Annotated in this window: 18 protein-coding genes; 11 read left to right on the top strand and 7 right to left on the bottom strand. The window is 63.4% G+C overall.

The window, feature by feature from the left end:
* Positions 1-5: 5 nt before the first annotated feature.
* Positions 6-1,055 (bottom strand): aromatic ring-hydroxylating dioxygenase subunit alpha, encoded by a 1,050-nt coding sequence (locus AABA84_RS08700; protein WP_338311869.1) that lies wholly within the window; start codon positions 1,053-1,055, stop codon positions 6-8.
* Between the two features lie 296 nt (positions 1,056-1,351).
* Positions 1,352-2,998 carry a phosphoglucomutase (alpha-D-glucose-1,6-bisphosphate-dependent) gene (gene pgm / locus AABA84_RS08695; RefSeq protein WP_338311868.1) on the bottom strand — a complete coding sequence of 549 codons (1,647 nt, stop codon included), beginning with the start codon at positions 2,996-2,998 and terminating at the stop codon, positions 1,352-1,354.
* A gap of 1,373 nt (positions 2,999-4,371) precedes the next feature.
* Between pgm and AABA84_RS08690 the strand changes: the two genes are divergently transcribed.
* Positions 4,372-5,520, top strand: coding sequence for an alpha/beta hydrolase family protein (locus AABA84_RS08690; protein ID WP_338311867.1), 1,149 nt, complete (start codon positions 4,372-4,374; stop codon positions 5,518-5,520).
* A 52-nt stretch (positions 5,521-5,572) separates the two neighbouring features.
* The gene (locus tag AABA84_RS08685; RefSeq protein WP_338311866.1) at positions 5,573-6,367 is read left to right on the top strand and encodes a transglycosylase SLT domain-containing protein; all 795 of its coding nucleotides are present in this window, start codon (positions 5,573-5,575) and stop codon (positions 6,365-6,367) included.
* 10 nt (positions 6,368-6,377) lie between these two features.
* Here the strand turns inward: AABA84_RS08685 and AABA84_RS08680 are convergent, their stop codons facing one another.
* On the bottom strand, positions 6,378-7,193 hold the full coding sequence (locus tag AABA84_RS08680) for a response regulator (protein ID WP_212249199.1): 816 nt from the start codon (positions 7,191-7,193) through the stop codon (positions 6,378-6,380).
* Positions 7,194-7,488: 295 nt separating this feature from the next.
* Between AABA84_RS08680 and AABA84_RS08675 the strand changes: the two genes are divergently transcribed.
* Both AABA84_RS08675 and AABA84_RS08670 read left to right on the top strand, forming a co-directional pair.
* Positions 7,489-8,646: an acyltransferase family protein gene (locus tag AABA84_RS08675; RefSeq protein WP_212249198.1), complete on the top strand. Its 1,158-nt coding sequence runs from the start codon at positions 7,489-7,491 to the stop codon at positions 8,644-8,646.
* A 93-nt stretch (positions 8,647-8,739) separates the two neighbouring features.
* Positions 8,740-9,588 (top strand): MBL fold metallo-hydrolase, encoded by an 849-nt coding sequence (locus AABA84_RS08670; protein WP_338311865.1) that lies wholly within the window; start codon positions 8,740-8,742, stop codon positions 9,586-9,588.
* Between the two features lie 27 nt (positions 9,589-9,615).
* Here the strand turns inward: AABA84_RS08670 and AABA84_RS08665 are convergent, their stop codons facing one another.
* A complete protein-coding gene (locus AABA84_RS08665; RefSeq protein ID WP_338311864.1) occupies positions 9,616-10,491 on the bottom strand; it encodes an aldose 1-epimerase family protein in 876 nt (291 codons plus the stop codon).
* A gap of 183 nt (positions 10,492-10,674) precedes the next feature.
* Between AABA84_RS08665 and AABA84_RS08660 the strand changes: the two genes are divergently transcribed.
* From AABA84_RS08660 to AABA84_RS08640, 5 genes are all read left to right on the top strand, one after another.
* Positions 10,675-11,778, top strand: coding sequence for a glycosyltransferase family 4 protein (locus tag AABA84_RS08660; protein WP_338311863.1), 1,104 nt, complete (start codon positions 10,675-10,677; stop codon positions 11,776-11,778).
* 264 nt (positions 11,779-12,042) lie between these two features.
* A complete protein-coding gene (locus tag AABA84_RS08655) occupies positions 12,043-13,182 on the top strand; it encodes a glycosyltransferase (RefSeq protein WP_338311862.1) in 1,140 nt (379 codons plus the stop codon).
* A gap of 118 nt (positions 13,183-13,300) precedes the next feature.
* Entirely contained in the window at positions 13,301-14,632 is a 1,332-nt protein-coding gene (locus AABA84_RS08650) for a hypothetical protein (protein WP_338311861.1), read from the top strand.
* Positions 14,633-14,665: 33 nt separating this feature from the next.
* On the top strand, positions 14,666-15,943 hold the full coding sequence (locus tag AABA84_RS08645) for a glycosyltransferase family 4 protein (protein ID WP_212249192.1): 1,278 nt from the start codon (positions 14,666-14,668) through the stop codon (positions 15,941-15,943).
* Positions 15,940-17,331, top strand: a complete 1,392-nt coding sequence (locus AABA84_RS08640; protein ID WP_338311860.1) for a hypothetical protein — start codon at positions 15,940-15,942, stop codon at positions 17,329-17,331. The genes AABA84_RS08645 and AABA84_RS08640 overlap by 4 nt, the downstream gene beginning before the upstream one ends.
* Here the strand turns inward: AABA84_RS08640 and AABA84_RS08635 are convergent.
* Positions 17,285-17,638 carry a hypothetical protein gene (locus AABA84_RS08635; protein ID WP_338311859.1) on the bottom strand — a complete coding sequence of 118 codons (354 nt, stop codon included), beginning with the start codon at positions 17,636-17,638 and terminating at the stop codon, positions 17,285-17,287. The genes AABA84_RS08640 and AABA84_RS08635 overlap by 47 nt on opposite strands.
* Positions 17,639-17,895: 257 nt before the next feature.
* Between AABA84_RS08635 and AABA84_RS08630 the strand changes: the two genes are divergently transcribed.
* The gene (locus AABA84_RS08630) at positions 17,896-21,804 is read left to right on the top strand and encodes an RHS repeat protein (protein WP_338311858.1); all 3,909 of its coding nucleotides are present in this window, start codon (positions 17,896-17,898) and stop codon (positions 21,802-21,804) included.
* A 254-nt stretch (positions 21,805-22,058) separates the two neighbouring features.
* Complete coding sequence (locus AABA84_RS08625) at positions 22,059-23,180, top strand: acyltransferase family protein (RefSeq protein WP_338311857.1); 1,122 nt, start codon at positions 22,059-22,061, stop codon at positions 23,178-23,180.
* A 23-nt stretch (positions 23,181-23,203) separates the two neighbouring features.
* Here AABA84_RS08625 and AABA84_RS08620 read toward each other — a convergent pair whose 3' ends face one another.
* Both AABA84_RS08620 and AABA84_RS08615 read right to left on the bottom strand, forming a co-directional pair.
* Positions 23,204-24,565, bottom strand: coding sequence for a polysaccharide pyruvyl transferase family protein (locus tag AABA84_RS08620; protein WP_338311856.1), 1,362 nt, complete (start codon positions 24,563-24,565; stop codon positions 23,204-23,206).
* 19 nt (positions 24,566-24,584) lie between these two features.
* Positions 24,585-26,042 (bottom strand): lipopolysaccharide biosynthesis protein, encoded by a 1,458-nt coding sequence (locus AABA84_RS08615; protein ID WP_212249186.1) that lies wholly within the window; start codon positions 26,040-26,042, stop codon positions 24,585-24,587.
* Between the last annotated feature and the right edge of the window lie 103 nt (positions 26,043-26,145).

Genomic DNA, 26,145 nt, shown 5'->3' with positions numbered 1-26,145 from the left:
CTCGCCTACTCCGCCGCCTGAAGGTGATGCGGCCCGTTTTCCTTCGCCACCATCCGGTCGATCAGCTTGCGCGTCCACATCGCGCCGGCGTCGATGTTGAGGTTGTAGAAGATGCGATCGGGGTTTTCGTCCATCGCGCGCTGCTGCGCTTCCAGGATCAGCTCGTCCTCGTGGAAGATGCCGGAGACGCCCTCGCGGATCTCGGTGGTGATGCGCTGCTCGCCGAGCTGGTAGTTGCGCACGAAGGCCCAGAAATAATGGCAGGTCTTCTCGGTCTCGGGCGTGATGGTGTTGAGCACGAAGCCGTTGACGCCCTGCGAGCGATCGCCTTCCGGCGCACCGGTGCCTGTCGGCGCCACGCCGACGTCGATGGCGATGGTGCATGGCGCCTCAAAGCGGATGATCTGCCAGCGATCGACCAGGCCGGTCTTGCCGAGCTGTTTCGCCCAGAACGGCGGCGGCTCGATGTTCCGCATCCAGCGCGTGACCGTGACAGTCTTCTCGCCATGAGTGACGTCGAACGGCGCCTCCGCCACCGCATCGTTGCCGATGGAGGAGCCGTGCACGAAGGTCTCGTGGGTGAGGTCCATGAGATTGTCGAGCACGAGGCGGTAGTCGCAATTGACGTGGATGGTCTTGCCGTCGCCGGCCCAGGCCGGATCGTGATTCCAGTGCATGTCCGGCACGAGCGCGGGATCGGCCAGCGCGGGATCGCCCATCCAGAGCCAGATGTAGCGATGGCGCTCGACCACGGGATAGGCGCGGACGCAGGCCGACGGGTTGATGGTCTCCTGCGAGGGCATGAAGGTGCAGCGCCCCTGCGCGTTGTATTTCAGGCCGTGATAGCCGCAGACGACGGTGTCGCCTTCGAGCCGGCCCTTGGACAGCGGCACCAGACGGTGCCAGCAGGCATCCTCCAGCGCGGCGACCGAACCGTCGGCCTTCCGGTACATCACGACATGCTTGCCGCAGATCGTCCGCGGCAGCAGCGCAGCTTTCACGTCCGCGTCCCAGGCCGCGGCGTACCAGGCATTCATGGGGAAGGGCTTTGTCATTGGTCTCACTCCCACGGCTTATGTATGCGTTATGTATACAATAACTGAGGGATGGAATTATTCAAGGCCGAAATCGGCGTACCGAAATACCTATAACTTCACGAATGTATACATATCAGCAGAAGTGATTCGGAAGCGGGGATCCAGGACTCCGCAGCGGACATTGGTTCAGACAATTTCTGCCCGGATCGCCCGCCCCTGTGCGCAATTGCGCACTAGGCGGGCGATGACACCGTGTGATGCGGCGAGACCTACCCATGGTCGAAGAAGGCGGTACGGCGATTTGGTCCGGCGCTTTACGCCCCGAACACCTTCGCCAGTCCTGCCTTGGCCTCCTCCTGAATCCGCGTCAGGTGCTCGGTGCTGCGGAAGCTCTCGGCGTAGATCTTGTAGACGTCCTCGGTCCCTGACGGCCGCGCGGCGAACCAGCCGAAATCGGTCTCGACCTTGATGCCGCCAAACGGCTGACCGTTGCCGGGCGCCTTGCTGAGCGTGGCGCGGACAGGATCGCCGGCGAGATCCTTCAGGCCGAGCTGCTCGGGCGTGACGGATTTGAGGATGTTCTTTTGCGGCCCGGTCGCGGCGACGTCGATGCGCGCGTAATGCGGCACGCCGAACTCGGCGGTCAGATCATTGAAGAGCTGGCTGGGATCGCGGCCGGTCTTCGCCATGATCTCGGCGGCGAGCAGGCCAAGGATGACGCCGTCCTTGTCGGTCGTCCACACCGTGCCGTCACGACGCAGGAACGAGGCACCCGCACTCTCCTCGCCGCCGAAGCCGAAGCCGCCCGTGAGGAGACCGTCGACGAACCATTTGAAGCCGACCGGCGTCTCGACCAGCTTGCGCCCGAGCTTCTTGGCGACGCGGTCGATGATCGAGCTCGACACCACGGTCTTGCCGATCGCGGCGTCCCTGCCCCAGTTCGGACGATGCGCGAACAGATAGGAGATCGCGGTCGCCAGATAATGGTTCGGATTCATCAGGCCGCCGGAGCGCGTGACGATGCCGTGGCGATCGGCATCGGTGTCGTTGGCAAAGGCGACGTCGAAACGGTCGCGCATCGCGATCAGGCTCGCCATCGCGTAGGGCGAGGAGCAGTCCATGCGGATCTTGCCGTCCCAGTCCACCGTCATGAAACGGAAGGTCGGGTCGATCGCCTCGTTCACCACCGTCGCCTTCAAACCGTAGCGCTCGATGATCGGATGCCAGTAGTGTACGGCGGCGCCGCCGAGCGGATCGATCCCGATCTTGATGCCGGCCGATTTGACGAGGTCGAGATCGACGACATTGCCGAGATCGGCGACGTAAGGCGTGACGAAGTCGGCAGCATGGACGTTCGAAGACTTCAGCGCCTTGGCATAGTCGATGCGCTTCACGCCCTTGAGGCCGTCGGCGAGGTAGGCGTTGGCGCGCTTCTCGACCACGCCCGTGACGTCGGTGTCGGCCGGCCCGCCATGCGGCGGATTGTATTTGTAGCCGCCATCCTCCGGCGGATTGTGCGAGGGCGTGATGACGACGCCGTCGGCGAGGCCGCTGGTGCGGCCCTCGTTGTAGGTCAGGATCGCGTGCGAGATCACCGGCGTCGGCGTGTAGCCGCCGTCCTTGTCGATCATGATGTCGACGCCGTTGGCGGCGAACACCTCGACGGCGCTGACCAGTGCCGGCTCGGCCAGCGCGTGGGTGTCGATGCCGATGAACAGCGGTCCGGTCAGCCCCTTTTCCCGTCTGTAGTCGCAGATCGCCTGCGTGGTCGCGAGGATATGGCCTTCGTTAAAAGTGTTCTTGAACGAGGTGCCGCGATGGCCTGAGGTGCCGAACGCCACGCGCTGCGCGGGATCCGCAACATCGGGCTTGCCGGCGAAATAGGCCGTCACCAGCCGCGGAATGTTGGTGAGCGCGTCCGGCGAAGCCTGCTTGCCTGCCGCGGGATGAACATCAGCCACTGAAAATATCCTCGTCCTGTCATCACAGAGATAGCGGATACCATAGCATCGGCCGGGCCCCCGCCAAGGGCACAACACCCGCGGTGGGGAAGGCGTTCCCTGGGATTGCCGTAGCCGGCATGAGCGAAGCGATACCCGGGACCTCCTGCCCCGGATGTCGTTTCGCTCATCCGGGCTACGGACTGCAGCGGGACGGGACCAAGGACGACCGAGTGCAGCCGGGCGGTTGGCCTTCGAGGCTCGCCACCTCCACATCGTCGTTGCGAGCGCAGCGAAGCAATCCAGAATCCTTCCGCGGAGGGATTCTGGATTGCTTCGTCGCAAGGGCTCCTCGCAATGACGGAGTATGAGGCCACAGCGTAGCTCCTCCAATTCGCATTGAAATCGCAGACATGTCTTCGCAGCCTCGCGGCTCATTTCGCCCGAGTTTTGCTGGTCGCTTCACCCTCTGAAAGCCAAGAGGGCGCAGGGAAGGCCGGGTGCTCAGCTCGCACCCGCGGTCTGCTGCGCAATAGGCACACGCAGAAGAACCGCACAGCAGCATACAGGTGTCGCCGATCACTCGGCCTTCCCTGCGCAGTGGCTGGACGGCTTATGCCGTGATCTCCCGGGAGCCGACCATTCCTTTTGGCCTCCCTCGCCGTTCGAATTGACGATGCCGTCCACCCGGTTGGGCTCGCGCACATCTTCGAACAGCTTGACCGTGGCAACGACGGCCGGGACCACACGGTTTTGCCGTACGCACGGCCCGCCATGTCGCCGCAGTATTCCCGGACTCCGTCGACAGAGCCGGAAACTTACGAGCGAGACGAAGCCTGACAGCGCCGTCGTCCGCACGCGGTTACGAGCTCACAGGGACTACCCGCCCTGCCCGCACCTCTCATGCCGACGCTGCCGCGTCCACCGCAAGCCCGGCTCGCGAACAAGACGACCTCAAGTCGCCCCTCTTGGGTGAGCCGGGATGGGCAACACATACGCCGAAACCGAATTTCGGTAAAGTGGAATATTTTCGCGGGGATGGGTTGACAGAGGGCGACACAGCCGGCGCCGGTCCCGTCATCCGCAGGGCACGCATTTGGTTCTTTGCACGAGCTGAGCGCGCGCCTCGTCCTTCGAGACAACCGCTTCGCGGTCTCCTCGGGATGAGGCTGAGCGGCATCAGAGCCCGTTGAAATGAGCGCAACGGACTCAGTCCTCATCCTGAGGGCCCGCCAACGGCGGGCGTCTCGAAGGATGGCCACAGGCGAGATCGCTCCATATGCGCTTCCACTGCGTCATCCCCGGGGACGAGGACGGCGATGGCCGCGGGGGTCACGGTTCAAGTAAGGAGATCATGCTATGCTTCCCGCCATCGAGGCCCTCCGAATCGCCCAATGGCTCTTTCACGCAAGCTGCTTCTGCTGATCGCCGGCCTCGTCATTGGCGCTGCCTTGGCCGGTGCGCCGGCGCGTGCCGCGGAGTTCTACACCGAAGACCTGCGCATCCCCATGGCGGAGGCCGGGCCGCAGGGGCTGGAGGCCTTCCTGGTCCGCCCGGCCGGGACGAAGCGCTATCCGCTGGCGCTGCTCAGCCACGGCTCGCCGCGCAGCTTCGACGACCGCGCGACGATGTCCGCGCACAAATATTACGGCATCGCGCTCGAATACGCCCGGCGCGGCTTTGCCGCGCTGATCGTGATGCGACGCGGCTACGGCACCTCGCCCGGCGGACGCGTCGACAGCGTCGGCGGCTGCGCGAGAGCCGCCTACCTGCCCGCGGCGGCGGTCGCGGTCGCTGACTTGCACGCCGCGATCGATGCGATGGCGCGCCGGGCTGACGTGACGACGTCAGGCATGATCGCGGCCGGCCATTCCGCCGGCGGGCTCGCAACGATCGCGCTCACCGCGCAGGCGCCGTCGGGTCTCGTCGCCGCGATCAACTTCGCCGGCGGCCGCGGCTCGCGCGATGACGACGACGTCTGCAATGAGGATGGTCTGGTGCAGGCCTTCGTGACCTTCGGCAAGACCTCGCGCGTGCCGATGCTGTGGGTCTATGCGACCAACGATTCCTACTTCGGCCCCGACCTCGCGCGCCGCCTCCATGACGGATTTCGAACCAGCGGCGGCAACGCAAAATTCATCGCGGCGCCGCCGTTCGCTGACGACGGCCACTACCTCTATGCGGTGGCAAGCCGTGCGCAATGGACGCCCTATGTCGACGCCTTCCTGCGCGAGCGCGGCCTCTTCAGTCGCGACGTCCTGAGCCCGCCCGACCCGCTGCCGCCGCCGCGCCAGCTCAACGAGGCCGCGCGGACCGAGTTCGCGCGCTATCTCGCCAGCATGCTGCCGCACAAGGCCTTTGCAGTGTCGCCGAACGGCGGCTACGGCTGGCGCGCGGGACGCGTCACGGCCGACGAGGCCCAGCGCGACTCGCTGGCGGCCTGCATGAAATGGTCGCCGACCTGCACGCTCTATGCGATCGACGACCGGCTGGCTGAACCTGGGCAAGCGGCGTCCACCGATCAGAGCGCCCGCGCGCGCTAGTCGCCGCGCAGCGGAGGCCGGTTTATTAACTCCGGAGCTCTATGACGGACCCATGCTGTGGGATCGGGCACGCTTCAATCCTGGCGCGACGTGGAGACACGTGGCCGTCGTCCTGCTGTTGTCGGTCCCGATCTGCGCGCAGGCTGGAGACGGCGCCATCGACGAGCCGCGCGCGACGTCGGCGATCTCCACCAGCAGGACGGAGCTCGGTGCCGGCGAAACGCCGTCATCCCGGGCCATGATCCGGAAGATCATCGAGCGAGAAACCGCAAACACCAATTTACCGGCCGATGTCGCCGAAGCCGTCGTCTTCGTCGAAAGCGGTTACAATTCGGCCGTCATCGGCAGCGTCGGCGAGATCGGCCTGATGCAGGTGCGGCCCGAGACAGCGGCGATGCTGGGCTTCCGGGGCAGCGAGGCGGAACTCGCCGAGCCCGACATCAACATCCATTATGGGGTGCTTTATCTCAGCCGGGCCTGGAGTCTGGCGGGCGGGGATATCTGCCGCGCCCTCATGAAATATCGGGCGGGTCATGGCGAAGAGGCGATGACCGTGCGGTCGCAGGTCTATTGCAACCGCGCCCGTAACCGTCTTGTGGCCATGAACTCGACCTCGGTGGGGACTGAAGCGGCGGCTGTTCCGGATCCGGCGCCCCCGGCCGTCGCTGCGGCTCCGGCCAAACCGGCGAGCCGGCCGAAGCTGTCGGCGCAGCCCAAAACGGTCTATGCCCGCTATCGTCAAGGCACCCCGGCCGCCAGCCGCGCTTATTGGGCCGCCCACGAGGCCAGGATCAGCCTCATCAAGGCTCGCATCGAAGCCAGATGGAAGCGCGTCGCATCGCGCTGACGATGCTGCTCTACAACCGCTCGCTGAGCGCGAGCTTGTAGCCGACGCCGGTGACGGTCGCGATCACGGGCGTACCGCTGCCGACGAGCTTGCGGCGCAGCCGCGCCACGAGCGCATCGACCGTGCGGATGTCGACCTCGGCTTGGCGGTTGCTGACGACCTCGATCAGATAGTCACGGCTGAGCGGCCGTCCGTCGGCGCCGACCAGCGCCGCGAGCAGATCGAATTCGGCGCGCGTCAGTGCCACCGGCTTGCCGTCGCTGCCGAGCAATTCACGCCGGGTCAGGTCGATGATCCAGTCGCCGAAGGCGATCGAATTGTGGTTGCGGGCCGCCTTGCGGTCGAGCGAGCGCCGTCGCAGCACGCTGCGGGCGCGTGCGAGCAGGTCACGCAGATTGATCGGCTTGGTGACGTAGTGGTCGCCGGCGATCTCGAGGCCGAGGATGCGATCGACGTCGGTGTCGCGGCGCGTCACGAAGATGATGCCCGCGTTGCTGGTGGCCTGGATCTCCTTGGCAAGTTCGAAGCCGTCGCCGTCGGGCAGCTGCACGTCGAGGAAGATGAGATCGGTTCGGGCGCGCAACGCCTGGCGGCACTCAGCGCAGGAACTGGCGCCGACCACATCGAAATTGTTCTCGCTGAAATAGTCGACCAGCATGGTCCGCGTCACCGGATCGTCCTCGACGACGATCAGCCGCTCGCGGCCGGCGGGACGCAACTCCTGAAGTGCGGAATCAACCACGGTCTTGGGTGTCCTGTGTGCCTGGGACCCGACCTGGAAATTCAAGTCACCGCGCAACGCGCTGTCATGTGAACGGACATTCACGACTTGTTCGAGCCCCCGAAATTGCCTGATGGAATATTAGGCGCGTTGTGATGCGCAAACAATATTGGTCATGATCTCTAGGGATTAAGTATGAATTGGCCCACAATTCTCATTCCGCGCATCATAGCGCAGGACGGCCCCTACGGGGGCCGTGCGCCGGCCCGTGACCGCCGATCCCGCACATTCGGCTTTGGACTCAACCGGCGATTAACGTAAAGAAGGCCTTCGGCTTCGGAAAGCCCACCTGCGCCTCTATGGTCCCGCCTGCACAATGCGGAACCATGGAGCAGGCGTGATGCAGGGGCAGGCCCGGTTGGCTGCCGGTCGAATCGAGCAAGGCACGGCACCGTTCGGCCGTTCGCACACGCTCGATGTCCTGCGCGGCCTCGCCATCGCCGGCGTGATGGCCATCCACGTTTCGCAATCTTTTCCATCACATATCCACGCCGTCGACTACGCTTTCATGTGCGGCTGGACCGGCGTCAACGTGTTCTACTTCGTCAGCGCCATGACGATGTGCCTGATGTGGACGCAGCGTGTCGAAACCGGTCCGACGCGCAAGTTCTACATCCGCCGCTTCCTGCGCATCGCGCCGCTGTTCTGGCTCGCGATCCCGGTCTACCTCCTCATCAACGGCACCGGACCGAGCGACAACGCGCCTGGCGGCATCGGGCCCGTTCAAGTGATCCTGACGGCGACGTTCCTGCACGGCTTCTGGCCGGACAGCGTCAACAGCGTCGTGCCCGGCGACTGGTCGATCGCGGCCGAGATGACCTTCTATCTCGTCTTCCCGCTTCTGATCACCGCGTTCGGCTCGCGCCGTCATCTCTATGTCACGCTGGCGATCGTGCTGCATCTCGTCAATGTCTGCCTGTTCAAGCCGTGGGCTTTCGCGCTGTTCTCCGCCTATTACGGCCCCGGCCACGAAGCGTTCGTCTGGACCACGCTGCACATCAGCTTCCTGAACCAGCTTCCGGTTTTCCTGGTCGGATGCGCGCTGTTCTTCGCGCTACGCGACGGGTTTTCCCGGTCGGACGCTGCGATCTACGCGGTCTTCATCGCGCTGTCCTTCGTCGCCAACCGCGTAACCGGCTCGCATGAATTCAACTATCTGATGATCAACCTGGTTCTCGGAGCGCTCGTGGCCGGCTGCATCAAGCTTGCGATCCGCTTGCAGCCGCTCGAGGCGCTCGGCCGCAATTCCTATTCGATGTATCTGTCGCACTTCGCGGTGATCTACGGCCTGCGTCAGCTCTGGCCGCTCGCCGATGGACTGGTCTCGCTGCTCATCGCCTATGTCGTCACCGCCGCGCTGAGCTATCTCGTCGCGCGCGCGACCTGGCATCTGGTCGAACGGCGCGCGCAGGATTTGGCGCACCGTCTGACATCGGCGGGATTGGACCGATCAATCCTCCCGCCGACCATCGCCGCCACTGCTGCCGGCACGCGCTGAGCGCCCCTGCTCCGTCCCTGCCGGCCCGATGCGGCTTGCTTCATTGCCGCCTTAAACTCTACTGTGGAGACTCTTTACGCTGGAGTAGGCTCCATGGAGGTCATACTGCTCGGCACCGGCGGCCCGCGCCCGGACCCGCGCCGCATGGCGACGACCACGCTGATCAGGCTCGGCGACGAGAATATCCTGTTCGACGCAGGCCGCGGCGTCGTGGTGCAGCTCAGCAAGGCCGGCGTTCCGCTCGGCGCCATCAACACGGTATTCCTCACCCACCATCATTTCGACCACATCGGCGACCTCTACGATGTGATGCTGAATTCATGGATGCACGGACGCAAGGACGAGCTGCGCGTCTATGGACCGCCGGATACCGAGCGGCTCGTCGACACGCTCGTCACGCAGGTCTACGACAAGGACATCATCTGGCGCGATAAGGGCGAGCCGACCTTCGGCGGCTGGAAACCCGTCGTTGCGACGGACATCGTCCCGGGGCCCGTTCTCGACACCGGGCGCTGGAAGATCAGCGCCGAGCTGGTCTCGCATGGCGACGGCCTCGACATGCCGCCGGCCTTTCTCGCCCGATGGATGTGTCTCGGCTACCGCTTCGAGGCGGAGGGCAAGGTCATTGCGATTTCGGGCGACACGGTCCCCTGCCCCGGGCTCGAGCGGCTGGCAGAGGGAGCCGACCTGCTCGTCCAGTGCTGTTTCCTCGCAACGCCGGAGATCAACAACGAGCACCTCCGCCGCCTTGCGAAATTCACGATCGCCTGCGGCGACACCGTCGGCAAGGTTGCGGCCAAGGCCGGCGTCAGGAAGCTCGCGCTGACCCATCACCGGCCGCGCGCCGACGATGCCATGCTGAACGCGCTGCTTGCGGATGTCCGGCAGGATTATGCGGGGCCGGTCGTGCTCGGCGAGGATCTCACGCGTATCGAGGTCTGAGGGCCAACGACCAGTCCGCCCTGCGACTCAGGACGATCCGACCTCGATCCGGAACGACAAGCGCTCTTCCGCGCCTGGCGCGATATGCATCAGGCCCGGCTTGTCCGTGAACTCGCCGTCAAAGCCGGCGGGACTGGCATAGCCGTGCCAGGGCTCGATACAGAGGAACGGCGCGCCCGACGGTTTCGACCAGACGCCGAGCTCGCGAAAGCCGCGCCAGGACATTTTCAGCCAGGGGCCGGCGGACGCAGCATAGCGGACCGCGTTGCTCTCGATCCGGTCGAAGATGATGGCGTCGTCGACGAACAGGGATTCGGACAAGGCGAGCCGCATACCCTTGACGGGACCAGGCTCCGCGGCCGCGCGCAGCAGTCCGCCATCAAGACGGCGGACGGGAGAGGATTCCGCCTTTGCAAAGGTCAGCGCGTAGTCCTCTTTCGCACTTTCGGGCTGGAGCGGCCAATTGAAGGCGGGATGGCCGCCGATCGAAGCCGGCAATGTCTCCTTGCCGGTGTTGGCGATCCCGAGCGTCAGATCGAGACCGGCATCGTCGAGCGCATAGATTGCGGTCAGCCGGAACGCGAACGGATAGAGCGCGCGGGTCGTGTCGCTGTCTTCGAGCACCAGCGTGCAGCGGCGCTCGCCGCGCTCCGCCCAGGCAAAGCGGCTGTCGCGCGCGAAGCCGTGCTGGGTCATCCGGTATGTCTTGCCCCGGTGCCGCAATTCGTCCCCGGCAAGGCGCCCTACGATCGGAAACAGCAGCGGCGCATGGCGTTGCCATTCCGGCCCGGCCTGCCAGACGAATTCGGTGACGTCGTCCTTCAACGAGCACAGCTCGGCGCCGTGCGCTTTGATGGTCGCGGTGAGAGAGCCGCTGCGGAGGGAGTGGGTATCGTCACTCATGGCCGACATCTACACCGCGACCTCATACGCAGCAAGGCAGCGCCAGCCATGCAAGCGGAGCGCCTCCACCGTGCAGGGCTGCGTCATATTTCTGTACCTAAACGGTTGCTCCTTTGCGGCTCGTCCTCCACCTGCTTCCCCGCAAGGTCGGCCCGGGCTCCGATCAACCAATGTGGTAGCCAATTGAAATTCTTCATCAACGGCCGCTTTCTGTCGCAAAAGCTCACCGGCGTTCAGCGTTATGCCGCCGAGATCGTCAAGGCGATCGACGTGCTTTTGGCGTCCGAGCAAACTCCCGCCTCGCTGCGGAACGCAGACTGGCAGTTGCTGACGCCCGTGGATGCAAGCGAGCAGCTCCAGCTGGAGCGAATCAAGATTCGCGCCGTTGGCCGCTTGCGAGGGCACGCCTGGGATCAAATAGACCTGGCGCGCGCCGCTGCGGGAGGCCGCTTGATCAGTCTCGCCAATTCCGGCCCCGTGTTCCATCGCGACCACATTGTCGTGATCCACGACGCACAGGTCTTTCGCAGGCCCGACTTCTTCAACTGGCGCTATCTGGCAGTTCACCGAACCATGGGCCGGCTGCTCGCTCGGCATGCTGCTATCGCAACGGTGTCGGCATTTTCCCGCGGAGAGCTTGCCGAGGTGCTGAATCTGTCGGCATCGCGCATTCCGGTATTTCCCAACAGCGCCGAACACTTCGCGGCGACCAAGCCCGATCCCGGCATTCTTGCCAGGCTGGGCGTTCAGCCGCAGAAATTCTTCCTCTTCGTAGGCTCGAAGACCAAGAACAAGAATCTCTCCGTCGCGATCCGTGCTGTCCAGCTGCTCGATCGGGCCGACGTTCCGCTCGTCATCGTCGGAGGGGATAACAGCAAGGTCTTCCAGGACAATTCGGGCGACGGAGTTTCCGGCCTGGTGCTCGCCGGGCGTCTGACGGACAGCGAGATCGCCGCCCTCTATGCGCATGCATCAGCGTTCGTGTTTCCCTCGCTCTATGAAGGCTTCGGCGTGCCGCCGCTCGAAGCCATGATCTTCGGTTGCCCGGTCATCGCTTCGACGGCCGATGCGGTCGTGGAGACGTGCGCCGACGCCGCTGCGTATTTTGACGCCAATGATGCCGAATCGTTGAAGCAACTGATGCTCGAAAGATTGGCAATCGGCGCCATCTCCGATCAGGAACGCAGGCTGCAGCAGGAACGCGTTGCGTTCTTTTCGTGGCAAAAGTCGGCGAAGTCGTTGCTCGATCATCTCACACCACCAGCAAAAATTGCCAGCGCTGCTTGAAGTTCGATGCACTTCGCTTATCACGCGCATCGGTTTTCGCACAAACAATTTGCAACTGGCTGCAACTCGCGCACGGGCGCGTGGTTCCACCAAATATCTTCGTTCTTCCGATGACAATCATGCGCGCAAAGAGCTTGGCGCAACATCACCACATCACTGCCCCAATATCGCTACGTATTCGAGGAACTGTGTTTCGCACTCGCGAACTCAGAACAGGGATACACGATGTCCGGCTCTCCAACGCCGCCCTACGGAAGGCAAACGATGAAAGTGCTGCACATCGCCGAGACGATCCGTGGCGGGATTGCGAGCTACCTGAACGAGTTGCATCCACAGCAACAGGCGAGCTTCGGCACCGGGAACGTGCACTACGTCGTGCCGTCGGATCATCGTCGCGATCTTCCGGCGATCAATGACAACCAGATTACAACGTTCGAACGATCCGGCCGCGGCATTGCCGGGCTGTTCCAGATGTTGCGCGCAAGCATGCAAGCGCTGGACGCCTTCCGTCCCGATGTCGTGCACTTGCATTCCTCGTTTGCAGGCCTCGTGCTGCGCCCGGCGCTGGCGGCCCGCTCGGACGGGCCGCGCGTCGTCTATTGCCCGCACGGCTGGGCGTTTTCACGCGAGACCGGCCGTCTCAGTCATCTCGTGACGAAGGCGGCGGAGAACCTGCTTGCGCGCACGTCGGACCGAATCATCTGCATCTCCGGCGACGAGTTCAACGAAGCCGTCCGCGCCGGGATTCCCGCCGAGCGCCTCACCCTCGTCCATAACGGCATCTCGAAGAGCCGCACGCCGCAGCCTGTCGCGGCCGACTGGACGTCCAAAAAGGTCAAGGTGCTGTTCATCGGACGGCTGGACCGCCAGAAGGGCTTTGATCTCCTGATCGAAGCGGCTCGCTCGCTCGAGGATGTGCTGGAGATCCGCATGATCGGCGCCTCCGTCGTCAACAAGTACGAGGGCCCGAGCGTCCCGTCCAACGTGTCCCTGCTGGGCTGGCTCGATCGCCCGACCATCGAGACCCAGCTTGAGGCCGCCGACCTCGTCGTGATCCCGTCACGATGGGAAGCCTTCGGCCTCGTTGCCCTGGAAGCGATGCGCGCGGCCAAACCCATTCTGGCGTTCCGCAGCGGAGCATTGCCCGAGATCGTCGTCGATGGCGTGACCGGCGTGCTTTGCGAGCCCGTCGCGGTCCAGCCGCTCGTCGACGGCTTCCGGCGAGCACTCGATCTCGATCTCAAGGTGTTGGGACAGCGCGGCTACGACCGGTTCAAGCAGTTTTATGACGTTCAGAAGACGCATGGGCAATTGCAGCAGGTCTATGCCGAGCTGCTCCACGACGACCGGACACCAATCGACGCGAAGGCGGGGCTGCAATCCGACCTCTCCAAGAATTTCTGATGGCTGGACGGAGAAACGTGCACGCTTGCCCTCGCAGATGCAGGAGATCGCGATGGCGATGTCATGGACCGGACTGGGTGTCACCGCGAACGCAGCGCTCGCGAGCATGATCTAGCCGATGATATTCTCACGCACCTCGGTTCGCGGCAGCTTGCGCCTCGCGGGCTTCATCGCATCCATTCTTCTGCCGGTCTCCGTCTGCGCACAGCAGGCGCAGCCGCTCGATGCCCGATTCCTGCTGGGGGTCGGCACCCATCAGGGGCTGGGTGGCCCGGTGAGCGCGCGCGGATACGTACCTTCGGAGAACGTCGCGCAGATCAAGCAACTCGGCCTCAACGCCTTCCGCGATGATTTTCCCTGGTCCGATTTCGAGGTGGGAGGACGCCGGATGGGCTTCACGCCCAGGCTCGGCAGGCTCGAAGCGCAGGTCAGGTCCGGCGTCGCGCGGCCCCTCCTGATCCTCGCCTTCGGTCATCATCTGGTTCCGAATTCCTCGCCACCGACGACCGATGAGGCACGGCAGCGGTTCGCCGATTATGCTGCGGCGGCGGCGCAATCGGTCGTGGCGCAGCATCCGGTCTTCGAGCTCTGGAACGAATGGAATCTGGCGGCAAAGAAGGATCCGGCGTACTCGCCGGAGAACTATCTGGCGCTCGCCGAGGCCGCACGGCCGGCGGTGAAGCGGGTTGCGCCGAATGCGCCTTTCCTGGTCGGGGCGCTCGGCGACGATCCGGGCTGGACATGGACGGAGAAGATGCTACGGACCGGCATTCTTCAGCATGCGGACGGCGCTTCGATCCATCTCTATAATTTCTGCATGGGCCCGAGCAAACGCACGTCGGCCGAGATCATCGACCGGCTCACGGCGTTTCACCGCCTCGTCGGCCAGGCCAGCGGAAATCCGGACTTCCCGATCTATGTCACCGAGACGGGCTGGACCACGGCCACCAACAAATGCGGCGTCAGCGAGCAGGCCCAGGCTGACAATACGGCGCAGCTGATCCTGTGGGCGTCGACCGCGACGCGCTGGCTCAAGGGCATGTGGCTCTACGAGCTCAAGGACAGTGGAAAGAACCCCTCGGAGCTGGAGGATAATTTCGGACTCTATCGTTTCGATAATTCGCCAAAGCCCGTTGCCTGCGCGGCCCAGGGGGCCTGGGCCTTCATTCGCTCCAGCCTGAATGCCGAGCGACGCGAGCTCGCCAGCGGCATCGTGTCGATCAATGCATCGACGGCGTCCGGCGGCAGAGTTGCAGTCTGGTCCGAAGCCCCGGACCGACGTTACGAAATCCGGCTCAAGGGCGACCCGCAAGGCGCAAGCTTTGCGATGCCGTGCGACCAGGCGGCAAGGCCTGCGTCCGGAGTCTGGATTCCCGTCTCGAGCACACCTGTCCTGATTGCAGCCAATGACAGTGCCGTTCCCGCCCTTGAGATCAGGCCGGCACGGTAGACGCGATTTTTTTTCAGACATGAGGTTGACGCGATGAAAGTTCTTTTGACGTCCACGCTTTATCCGACGCCTCAGGCCCCAAAGATCGTCGGCGGCGCGGAGATCTTCGCCCGACGCTTCGCCGAAGGGCTGGTGCAACGCGGCGACGAGGTGGAAGTGATCCGGGCCGCATCCACGCCCGGGCAGGGTCCGGAAACCTGCGACGGCATCAACGTCTATTCCGCGCCGGTGCGGAACGTGTATCTGCCCTTCACGGAGCAGAAGAACGTCGCATTGCGCAGCATCTGGCATGCGGTCGACGACTGGCAGATGCAGGCCCCCCTGATCGCGGAACGCATCCGGGCCTTCAAGCCGGACGTGCTGCATTCCAACAATCTGTCGGGTCTCACCACCGCGGTCTGGCGCGTTGCCGCCCAGCTCGGGGTCCCCGTGCTCCATACGCTTCACGACTATTATCTGACCTGCCCACGATGCTCGCGCTTCGAGAACGGACGGTCCTGCGAGCACACCTGCACGAGCTGCGGAATTCTGACCTTTCATCGCAGGCGCGCCACGCATTGGCTCAGCGCCGTGGTCGGCGTGAGCGAGCGCGTCCTGTCCATTCATACCGACATGGGCATGTTCTCGGAGACGCCGATCCGCACCGTGATCCGCAACGCCTCGACCGAGCCGCCGCACGCGCCCTATCCCCGCCCCACCTGCACCACGGAAGTGACGTTCGGGTTCATCGGCCGCCTCACGGAGGAAAAGGGCATCGATAACCTGATGCGTGCTCTGACCCTGCTGCCCCGGGATCGCATCCGCATGATGATCGCCGGCCGGGTCAGCGACGAGGAACAGCGACGCCTGAGGATGCTCGCGCCGGATGCGCGAATAGAGTTCATGGGCTTCGTGGCGCCGGACGATTTCTACAAGCAGGTCGACGTGGTGGTCGCGCCATCCATCTGGCACGACCCCGGTCCGCTGGTCGTCGCCGATGCCAAGGCGGCGGGCAGGCCGCTGCTGGGAACGCGCTTCGGCGGCATGCCCGAGGTCATCGAGCACGGCATCACGGGCTGGCTGACCGAAGCCGATCCGCAATCGCTGGCCAGGAGCATGCTCGCGATCGCAGCCGATCCGCACAAGATCGACGAGATCAGCCGGCGCCTTATCGCCGATACCAACAAATGGATATTCTCCGACGTGCTGTCTTCATACAAGAACCTGTATGAGCAATTGCGCGAGCAGCGGATGTCGCACGTGCGCGCAGCAACGACCGAAGCGCCACAGGGATCGGCAATCGTCGGCAAGGAGCGCCTCATTCCGCGATGACACGCCTCCTCGCGATGGCGGGCTATGTCTACCAGAGCGCCGCGGCGATCATCCTGATCTTCGCGATCAGCCATCTGCTGCCCGCCGCCGACTATACCAACTTTTCCCTCGCGCTGGCCTCGAGCCAATTGCTCTGCGTCCTGATGTTCGAGTGGCTGCAACTGGCCGGACTGCGGTTTCTGGCGGCAGCCAGGGAGAACGAGGCGGCGCGGCTGAGGTGGTCGCTGTTTGCCGCGGGCCTGTCGAGCGCGGCCGCGCTCGTCGTGGTCGGGAGCTGCGCGTCTCTGGCCAGCGTGCTCCCGACCGGGATCGTCGCGTTGGGCCTCGGCATATCCGTGCTTCAGGGCTTGACGGACCTCTACTTCCTGTCGGTCCGCCTGTCCGACCGGCTGGGCATCGCATCCTTTCTGCTTGCGCTGCGGGCCACCGCCCTCCTGATCGGAGCCGCCGCGGGCGCAATGATCTCGGGAACGGCCGAAGCGGCGCTGCTCGGTATTGCCTCGGGTCACGCCTTCGGCCTTCTCGCCGGCTTGGTCGCCTATCGCACGCCGATGGAGCGCGTCTCGTTGCAGGCGATCCTGGCCGACTGGAAGGACTTCTCCCGCTACGGCATGCTCGCGGCGGGCGCGTCCGTCATCCATCTGTCGGTGCCGGTGCTGCTCCGCGTCATCGTCCTCGGCCGGCTCGGCGCGACCGGAGCCGGGGCTGGATTTTCGATCGCGCTCGACCTCCTGCAACGTCCCTTCTGGGTCCTCAATGCCGCGATCCATACCGTGAGCTATCCCGAACTGGTCAACGATTTCGAACATGGAGGCTGCGCGAAATCGGTGCAGTCGGCGCGGCGGATGTTCGAATTCATGATCTGCACCACCCTCGTGCTGCTCGGTGGTCTCATTGGATTCATTCCAGATGCAGCCCGTATCCTGGTGCCGCAGGCGAGCCTGGATGGCTTTCTGGAGACGGCGCCGACGGTCGCGGCTTTCTATTTCCTGCACACCCATCTGCAGGCGACGATCGCTGTCGTTCCCCACCTCGAGAAGCTGGCGACCAGGCTCGTCGTCGTCGCGGCCGGCCAGCTCGCCCTCGTCGTGTCCTTCGCCCTGGTCGCAGTGTCGGCCGGCCTGTCGCCGCGAGGGGCTGTCAACTGCGCCGCGCTCGCCACGCTCGCGACCATACTGGTCGCGCTCGGTCCTACCCTGCGGTTTGAGGCGTTCCCGCGCTGGCCGTTGGTCATGCAGGCGGGGGTGGCCGCAATCCTGATCGGATCGCTCGGCTCGATACCGACGGAGCCCGCGGCATGGCTCGCCGGCAAGATCGTCATCGCCGCGGTTGCGACGGCGGTCATCGGATGGCGCGGAGACTTTCTGATGCTGGCCCGCCGCGGATAATTGGTCGCAGGGCGGTCGGCAAAGCCAATCCGGTTCCGATGCGGAACCCGCCTGCCTTTATCATCTTCGGCTGCTTCAGCAGCGAACGCTGCACCATCTCTGAGCAATCACAACCATTGCGAGTAAATTGATCAATTTGATCGCCCATGGAAAGGGCATCTGCGAACTTCCCGTGCAGGCAAGCGCGGGCTGCACGAGGGAATGAGACGAAGATACCTCGAACGAGGGACAGCGAGAAAATGTCTTGCTGCTCTTTGACGACCTCGCGCACCGCGAGCGCGCCGATCACTCGTTCAAAATCTGTCATATGAAATCCAAATCGCGCAGCCTGCGCATACATTCAGCAGCGCAATTCGCGAAAATCTTGAAAGCGCCTTCCTGACGCCATGCTGAACCGGCATCGCATTCATATTCTGCTGCAACCGAGCGCGTCTGTTCCTGGACAAGGAACCTCGTTTCGCTCGCGATTTGTAGCTTCCATTTTTATCTGAAATTCACACTCGACAGAGAAGCTTGAACGCAATCCCTGCGAGCAATTTCGTTCGCGCTGAAATCGAGTGTGCAATGTCCGATCAAACCATCTTGTCCGCCAGCGGCTTCATCAGCTCTATCGGCGTCAACACGCACGCCGGCTTCGGCTGGACCGGCTACAACAATCTCGCGCTGATGGCCGATGACCTCAAGTATCTCGGCGTCACCCATCTCCGCGACGCCATGGGGACCAGCCCGGCCGCGCAACCCGTCGTCGAGGGTCTGGCCGCTGCCGGCTACAAATTCGACTTCCTGGTGTCGTCCGCGCTGCCCCAGACCGGCACAACCGGGCTGCAGAACTACATCGCCTCGCTCCAGAAGTTCGCCACGAGCCACCCGGGCAGCATCAGCGCCATCGAAGGGCTCAACGAGGCCAATCACCAGCCCTTCAGCTACCACGGCAGTTCGAGCCTTACCGCCGCGGCTCAGTTCCAGAGCGCGCTCTATCAGGCCGTCAACGCCAACGCCGCGCTCGGCAGCATCCCCGTCTATAATCTGTCACTGGCCTACAACGATCCGCAGGGCTACAGCCAGCTCGGCAACATGTCGGGCTCGGTCGACTACGCCAACGCCCATGCCTATGTCAGCACCAGCCTGACAACCAGCAGCTCCATTGCGGAAACCCTGAGCGCCGTGATGACCGCGGCACCAGGCAAGCCGGTCGTCATCACCGAGACCGGCTACACCACGCAAGCCAACACCCAATATCTCGGCGTCAACGAGACGGTGCAGGCCAAATCAATCCTGAACACCCTGGTCGACGCCTACAAGGCCGGCGTGAGCGCGACTTATCTCTACGAGCTGTTCGACCGCGACTCCTCCGCCGGCAATACCAATCCCGAGGCCAATTTCGGGCTGTTCAATTCCGACGGGACGCCGAAGCTCGCCGCCACCGCCATTCACAACCTGACGACCATTCTGGCCGACGACGGCAAGGGCGGCCTGCAGCCGACTGATCCGTTGAACTACACCCTGAGCAACATGCCGGCCACAGGCAACAGCATGGTGCTCGGCAAGAGCAACGGCGCTTACGAGCTCGTCGTCTGGGCGGAGCCGAAGCTCTGGAAGGACGCCAACGACACCGAGATTTCCAATCCGACCGAGACCGTCACGGTAAACCTCGGCGGGGTGCATCATTCGGTGAAAGTGTACGACACCCTGACGGGAACCACGGCGATCGCCAGCTATACCGACGTCAGCACGATCACGATCCCGGTCAGCGATCACCCGCTGATCATCGAGATCGACGCGCCTCCGACCACCACGACTCCGCCGGACACGAGGACCAGTGTCAGCGGCACCGCTGCCGAGATCGTGCCCCAACTGTCCGACCTCAGCGACTCGACGGCGCTAAAGACCATCACGCTGACCGACTCCCACGTCCTGCCGGTCGCCTCGAAGGCGACCATGGACTACATGATCGCCCATTACGGCAGCGCCCTCTCCAAGATCCAGGGCGGATACTCGTTCTCGGTGACGAACTCGGCCGCGACCTGGAGCAACACCAAGACTTATAACGCCAGCGGAACGCTTGTGTCGAAGTCGGACACTGGCCTGAATGCGAGCGGACAGCCGACCTCGACCACCGTCGCCTACACCGATGGGTCCAAGGACCTGATCAGCTACACCGGCGGCGTGAAGACGAAATTCGTCCATGTCGGCACCGACGCAACCAGGACCACCGACACCTACAACACGGCCGGAACCCTTCTAAGCGAAGTCGTCCAGAAGTCCGACGGCTATTACTCCACGACGCTCTACACGAGCGGCGTGAAGACGGCCGCCTACGTCAAGAATGCCGATGGCTCGCAGGACAACTACACCTACGGCATCACGGGCAAGAGCTTCACCACCCAGGTGCAGCATCTCGACGCCTCGGGAAAGGTCACCTCGGTGACCCGCAGCCATGCCGACGGCTCGCTGGAATCGACGCAGGTCTACAACGTCGACGGCAGCAGCGTGATCACCACCTATAGCGCCACCGGCGTCAAGATGGTCGAGACCGCCTATCATGCCGACCACAGCAAGGATGTCTGGACCTACAACATCACGGGCCAGAACTACGCGACCGAGCACGACGTTTACAGCACCACCGGCTTTCTCACCAGCCTGACCCGCCTGCACACCGACGGCAGCCTCGCCTTCAAGCTCACTCAGACGACCGACGGCACCAAGACGACCGATTGGTACAATGCCGCCGGCAGCCTCACCAGCGAGGTGATCCAGAAGGCCGACGGCTTCTCCTCGACTACGCTCTACAGCAACGGGGTCAAGACCAACGCCTATGTCAAGAACGCCGACGGCAGCCAGGACAATTATGCCTACGGCATCACCGGCCAGAGCTACGCCACGCTGATCCAGCACGTCGATCCGTCCGGCAAGGTCACCGCCGTCACCCGAAAGCATGCCGACGGCACGCTCGACTATACCCAGGTGATCAACGGCGACGGCAGCAGCGTCGTCACCAATTATGATACCGCGGGAACGCGCACCAAGGAAACCGACTATCACGCCGATGGCAGCAAGGACGTTTTCCTCTTCAACATCACCGGCCAGACCTACACGACCGAACACGACATCTACGATGCGACCGGCTTCCTCACCACGCTGATTCGCAAGCACGCCGACGGCAGCATGGCGTTCAAGCTGGTGCAGAGCGCCGATGGGGCCAAGACCACAGACTGGTACGACGCCAGCGGCGTGCTCACCAGCGAGGTTGTCCAGAAGCCGAGCGGTTACAACTCGACCACGGTGTACACCAATGGCGTGAAGACCGCGGCTTACATCACCAACGCTGACATGAGTCACGACAATTACAGCTACAACATCACCGGGCAGAGCTATACCACGCAGTACCAGCACCTCGATCCATTCGGCCAGACGACCGAGGTAACCCGCTGGCATGCCGACAACTCGCTCGACTATACCCAGGTCATCAATGGCGACGGCAGCAGCGTGGTCACCAACTACGATGCATCAGGGGTCAAGAAAACGGAAACCGATTACCACGCTGACGGGTCGAAGGACGTCTTTCAGTTCAACGTCGTCGGCCAGAACTACACGAACGAGCACGACAGCTACGATTCGACCGGCTTCCTCACCGATATCGTTCGCACCCACGCGGACAACAGCCTGGCCTTCACGCTGGTGCAGAGCGCCGACGGCACCAAGACCTCCGACTGGTACGACGCCAACGGCGTCATCACCAGCGAGGTCACGAGCAAGAGCGACGGTTACAACTCCACGACCGTCTATACCGGCGGCGTGAAGAGCGCTGCCTACATCAAGAACGCCGACGGCACATCCGACAACTGGAACTACAACATCACCGGGCAGTCCTATACGACCCAGCATCAGCACCTCGATGCCTCGGGCAAGATGGTCGAGCTCACCCGGACGCACGCCGACGGCACCCTGGACTATACCCAGGTCATCCATGACGACGGCAGCAAGCTGACCGACATCTACAACAGCGCCGGCACCAAGACCCAGGAGATCGCCAACAACACCGACGGCTCGAAGGACGTCTTCCTGTTCAACTTCAACGGACAGATCGAGACGACGCAGCACGAGAACTACAACTCCGCCAGCGCGCTGCAATTCTTCGATCAGACCAAGGCCGACGGCACGCACAATGTCACGGCTGTCGCCGGCGGCGTGACGATCCAGGGCGGGGCCGGCAATGACGTGTTCTCGGCCGCGCCAAACTCGACCACGGTCGCCTATGATCATGGCCAGGACCAAATCCTCAACTTCCAGGCCGGTGACGGCACAACCCACGACGTGGTCCAGATCTCGAAGCTCCTGGCCGCTGACTACAGTCACCTGCAGATCACGCAGTCCGGCACGAATGCGCTGATCACGTTCTCGGCCAATGATTCGATCCTGCTGAAGAACGTCTATGTCAGCAGCCTGACGAGCCACGATTTCTTGTTCGTCTGAGCACGGCGCACTGACGAAGCATCAATGTTGACACGGGCCGGGACCAGCCAAGGTCCCGGCCCGCTCATCAGGCGCCTGCCTCATCAAGAGGCAGAGTTTGCACCGATGAAGACGTTCACTTCCCTGGCAAGATGATCTCGAGGAACTCGAGGCTGACCGATCCGCGATCACGCCACCTCCGCCGCTCCCCAGCGAACTTGCGTCACAATTCGTCCCTAGAAGTGAGACGAACCGCGCAAGGATACCGAGGCCCGATGGAAGTCAGTGAAGCAAGACGTTTTGTCGTTCTCGACTTCTACCGCTTCGTCGCTGCGCTCGGGGTCTTCATCTTCCACCTGAAGCTGATCGACACGGGCATTTCGCCGGCGTGGAACGGGTCCTACGGCCTGTTCGTGGACATGTTCTTCATCCTGTCCGGCTTCGTGATCTCCTATTCCTACCCGTCCGACGCACGTGGGGTGGTGGCCTATTCCCGGTTCATGATCCGGCGTATTGCGCGAATCTATCCGCTGCACCTGCTGAGCTTGCTCATTTTCGTGGTGCTCATCGGCGTCGGCCTGGAGCGCACGGCCCGCTCGACCCCACTGGACTTCCTGTACAATCTTCTGCTGCTCCAGGCCTGGGGCGTCACCGACCATCTCAGCTTCAATTCGCCGTCCTGGTCGATCAGCGCGGAGTTCTTCTGCTATCTGATCTTTCCGCTGCTGATGCTGCTTGCCCGCAAGGTGCAACCGATCGTGCTCGGCGCGATCGTGGCCGCGCTCTATCTGGTCCTTGCCCACGGCCATCTGCCGATCTGGCAGGAACGGTCGCAGATGTATGGCGCCAATTTCGATTACGGGATGCTCCGCGCACTGCCGAGCTTCCTGAACGGTATCCTGCTCGCCATACTATTCCGGATGTCGCATCCCTATCGGCACAAGCGGATGATCTTCGCCGGCATCGGCACGTTCGGCCTCTCCGTGCTCGTCCTCAACGTCTTCGCCAAGCCGGATCTGGCCATTGTGCTGTTCTCCTGTGCCATCCTGCTCACTGCGGTCGGAGAAAGCGCCTTCAAGGAGTTTCCGGGCGCCCGCCTGCTTGGACGGCTCGGCAACACCTCATATGCGATCTACATGCTGCACGATGCCGTCCTCATTGCCGTGTTCAAGCCGCTGTGGACCTGGCTCGGACTGCGTCCTGATCAGTTCGGCCTCTTCGCCCTGGCATGCTGTGCGGTCCTGACCGTCATCGCAGACCGCACCTACGCCTATTTCGAAAATCCGGCGCGGCGCTTCATCAACCGCTGGGCCGACATCGGTGTCACCTCCTCGCGCAAGGTGACCGCAGCCGACACCTCCGTGCGCTTTGACAACACCGAGCGGGCGGTCAACTGACGCCTGCCGGCGACAGAGGGCGCTCAGGCGACCTTGCCGCCGGCCTCCTGCGCCGCCCGCATCGCGCTCTCGCCCAGCAGCGGTGCGATGTTGGCGCGGGACAGCTCCATGACATCAGGCAGCATCTGACGTACCTTCTCGCCGACGGCTTCGTGTGTGCCAAGGAACTGCAGCGCAAACTTCTCAAAGCTGTCGTCGACCAGGAACTGGGCCGGCGACAGCAGCAGCGATTCGCTGACGCCAAAGTGCGCGAACAGGCCCTGGAACTTGTCCTGATATGTAATCGCTGCGACAGGCGTTCCCTGCCCCAGCGCCGCAATCGCCAGATGCATGCGGCCGGTGATCACGCCGTCGACCAGACCGACAACGGCCTTGATCTCGCCCGCCGATAGCGCCTGATCGACGTGATGCACGTGATCGCCGAGCGTGGGCTTCAGGCGGTCAACCAGCGGCCGAAGGCAGTTGTCGTCGGCGATCTCAGGGCGGTAGTCATGCGCGAGCAACAGCCAGCTTGCATTGTGCTCGCGAGACAGCCGCTCCATGGCACCGGCCGCGAGCTCTATCATTTGCCGCATCTTGGCCGGCTCCGGCTTCTTGAACAGCATCGGATGAATGTTGAAGACGAAGACCTTGCGACCCTGCTCGCGTTGTCGCGCGATCGTGGCCGCGATCTGCTTCACTGCGGCCGTATCCGCCCGCGGCGTCAGCATGAACGCCGCGTCAGCGACCAGATGGGCGCGTTTCCGTGCAAAATCGTCGAAACGCTGAAGAGATATCGCATCACGCAGATTCAGGACCACGCCCGGGTCAAGCAGTCGGAACACCTCGCGTAGCGCCTTCGCCGGCCGGGAATTGAAACTGAAGCCGAGCACGCTGACCTTGGCGCCGAACGCAGCCATCAGATCGGCCACGAGCAGCATGCGCGCGGCATCCACCGGAGAATAGTAGCCATCGAGCACGTCGGCCCCCAAAACCAGCCCGAAATCCGGCCTGGTGAGCGACAGCTCCTGCGCGACCGTCTCGTATGAGAACGGCTGTCGCCAGAGTTCGAGCGGCTTGAAACCCATCGCGCGCACGTCCGCACTGGCCGCTGCGGTAGCGGTGACGATGTAGACCTCGAGGTTCGGATAGGTCCGCTTCACCTCCCCGGTGGCCGCTTCGATCATCGCCTCATCGCCGCGCGATTGACGAACGCTCCAGGGATCGGAGGGCAGCACGACGAGCCGGCGCGGATCGTTGCGGGGCGCGACGTTGACGCCGACGTCTCTCCGGGCGATCTGCCACCTGCGCAGCTCGAGCAGATCGAGTGCCAACGGCGTATTCTTCGCGCTGTTGAGCCAGCCTCGGAGCTGCCTGCGTACGGGCACCGGGATCAATTGCTTCACGACATCCTCCGCGTCTTCATCAAGCGGTCGCACCGCGCTTCACGACGAAATCAATCAGGGAAAGGAGCTGCTTCCGCCAGAACAGCAGAATGCCCGTCAAATAGGTCGCGCCAAAACAGGATGCCAGCAGTCCAATCCGCAAATAGGGATTCATGCCCGGCGTCGCCTCCCGGCACAGCACGACCGCGCCGTAAGCCAGAACGATGGCACAAAGGCAGCCCGCAATGGGACGCAGAAACTGGCTCCAGCTCAAGCCCAGCAGCCGAAGCGCCAGCGCAAACGTGACGGGGGTCACCACGAGCTGCGAGAATGCGAAGATCGTGGCCAGTTGACCAATGTCGCGCGAGGGAAGCAGGAACATTGCCGGCACGACCGTACAGAATTTCAGGATGTTGAGCAGAAAGACGTAGTTCGGTTTGCCCAGAGCACCAAAATAGGCGCTGTTGACGAACTGCACCGTCTGGACTGCGCCAATCAACATCAGCGGCCGCATCACCGCCTCGCTGCCACCCCACTTTGCGCCAAACAGCAGCAGCGAGAATTCCGGCGCGATCGCCGCGAGCAGCACGAAGACCGGAGATCCGATCAGCGCGCCGAGACTGACGCTGCGCAGATAAGCGCCTGCGATGCGATCCCGCTCGTGCGCGATCTTGGACAAAGCGCTCAGCGCCACATCCATGACCGCCTGGGTGAGCAACTGCATCAGGATGATGTAGACCCTCGCGCCGACCGTGTAGATGCCGAGCGCCGCGACGCCATAGAGCGACAGGATGATCATGTCGATCGTCCGAACGATGGCGAAGTCCAGCAGCCTGTTCAGCATGACGTGGATGCTGTAGCCGGAGAGCTCGCGAAAGCTCTTCAGATCGTAGCCGCGCATCGGCAGCCATCGCGGCTGGCTCCAGAGCCACAAGCCGCTGATCGCGCTCTGCACGACCACCTGGATCACGAGGCTGAGGGCGCCAAACCCGGCATAAGCACAGGCGATCCCCACGACGCCGGAGATGGCTGTCGCCACCATGGTCCTGACCGCGAGCACCCGAAAATCCATCTGGCGCTTGTAGAGCGCCTCCTGGAACAGGGTCGCGGTGCCGATCGGAAGCGAGAGACTGGCGGCGGTCAGCAGGGGCGCGAGCCCCTTCACGTCGAACCAACGCTCGATATGTGTCGCGAGCAATGCGATCAGAACGGCCAGGAGCACTGAGGCTGCAAACGAGCAGAAGAACGGCAGCGTCACATCGGCGGGCTCGAGCGTCCGCCGCTGGATCAACGCATCACCGAAGCCGAATTCCGCGATGGAGCTCAAAAGCAGCAGGATGAAGGCGACCAGCGCCGCAAGTCCGAAATCCGCGGGATCGAGCAGCCGCGCCAATACCAGGAACAGCACGAACGACAATGCGCGGCCGCCCCAATTCTGCGCGAGCGACCAAAACAGCGCCACCACGACCTGATGTTGCCTGCCTCGAGTGACGTTCATCAACAATTCGACCCAATTCCGATCCAGACGACGCGGCAATGATGATGACATGCCACCGCTTGTCGCCGCTCACAACGGCGACTGATTGCTCGCTACAATACGA

This window comes from Bradyrhizobium sp. TM239, from assembly GCF_036247985.1.
GTDB lineage: Bacteria > Pseudomonadota > Alphaproteobacteria > Rhizobiales > Xanthobacteraceae > Bradyrhizobium > Bradyrhizobium ottawaense.
Note: the sequence above shows the minus strand (reverse complement) of the source record. Positions and strands in the feature narration are given on the sequence as shown.

Bases quoted from the DNA above. Each gene is read 5' to 3' on its own strand.
- AABA84_RS08700 (WP_338311869.1), bottom strand. From the start codon at position 1,055: ATGACAAAGCCCTTCCCCATGAATGCCTGGTACGCCGCGGCCTGGGAC.
- AABA84_RS08690 (WP_338311867.1), top strand. From the start codon at position 4,372: ATGGCTCTTTCACGCAAGCTGCTTCTGCTGATCGCCGGCCTCGTCATT.
- AABA84_RS08685 (WP_338311866.1), top strand. From the start codon at position 5,573: ATGCTGTGGGATCGGGCACGCTTCAATCCTGGCGCGACGTGGAGACAC.
- AABA84_RS08675 (WP_212249198.1), top strand. From the start codon at position 7,489: ATGCAGGGGCAGGCCCGGTTGGCTGCCGGTCGAATCGAGCAAGGCACG.
- AABA84_RS08670 (WP_338311865.1), top strand. From the start codon at position 8,740: ATGGAGGTCATACTGCTCGGCACCGGCGGCCCGCGCCCGGACCCGCGC.
- AABA84_RS08665 (WP_338311864.1), bottom strand. From the start codon at position 10,491: ATGAGTGACGATACCCACTCCCTCCGCAGCGGCTCTCTCACCGCGACC.
- AABA84_RS08655 (WP_338311862.1), top strand. From the start codon at position 12,043: ATGAAAGTGCTGCACATCGCCGAGACGATCCGTGGCGGGATTGCGAGC.
- AABA84_RS08650 (WP_338311861.1), top strand. From the start codon at position 13,301: ATGATATTCTCACGCACCTCGGTTCGCGGCAGCTTGCGCCTCGCGGGC.
- AABA84_RS08645 (WP_212249192.1), top strand. From the start codon at position 14,666: ATGAAAGTTCTTTTGACGTCCACGCTTTATCCGACGCCTCAGGCCCCA.
- AABA84_RS08640 (WP_338311860.1), top strand. From the start codon at position 15,940: ATGACACGCCTCCTCGCGATGGCGGGCTATGTCTACCAGAGCGCCGCG.
- AABA84_RS08635 (WP_338311859.1), bottom strand. From the start codon at position 17,638: ATGACAGATTTTGAACGAGTGATCGGCGCGCTCGCGGTGCGCGAGGTC.
- AABA84_RS08630 (WP_338311858.1), top strand. From the start codon at position 17,896: ATGTCCGATCAAACCATCTTGTCCGCCAGCGGCTTCATCAGCTCTATC.
- AABA84_RS08625 (WP_338311857.1), top strand. From the start codon at position 22,059: ATGGAAGTCAGTGAAGCAAGACGTTTTGTCGTTCTCGACTTCTACCGC.
- AABA84_RS08615 (WP_212249186.1), bottom strand. From the start codon at position 26,042: ATGAACGTCACTCGAGGCAGGCAACATCAGGTCGTGGTGGCGCTGTTT.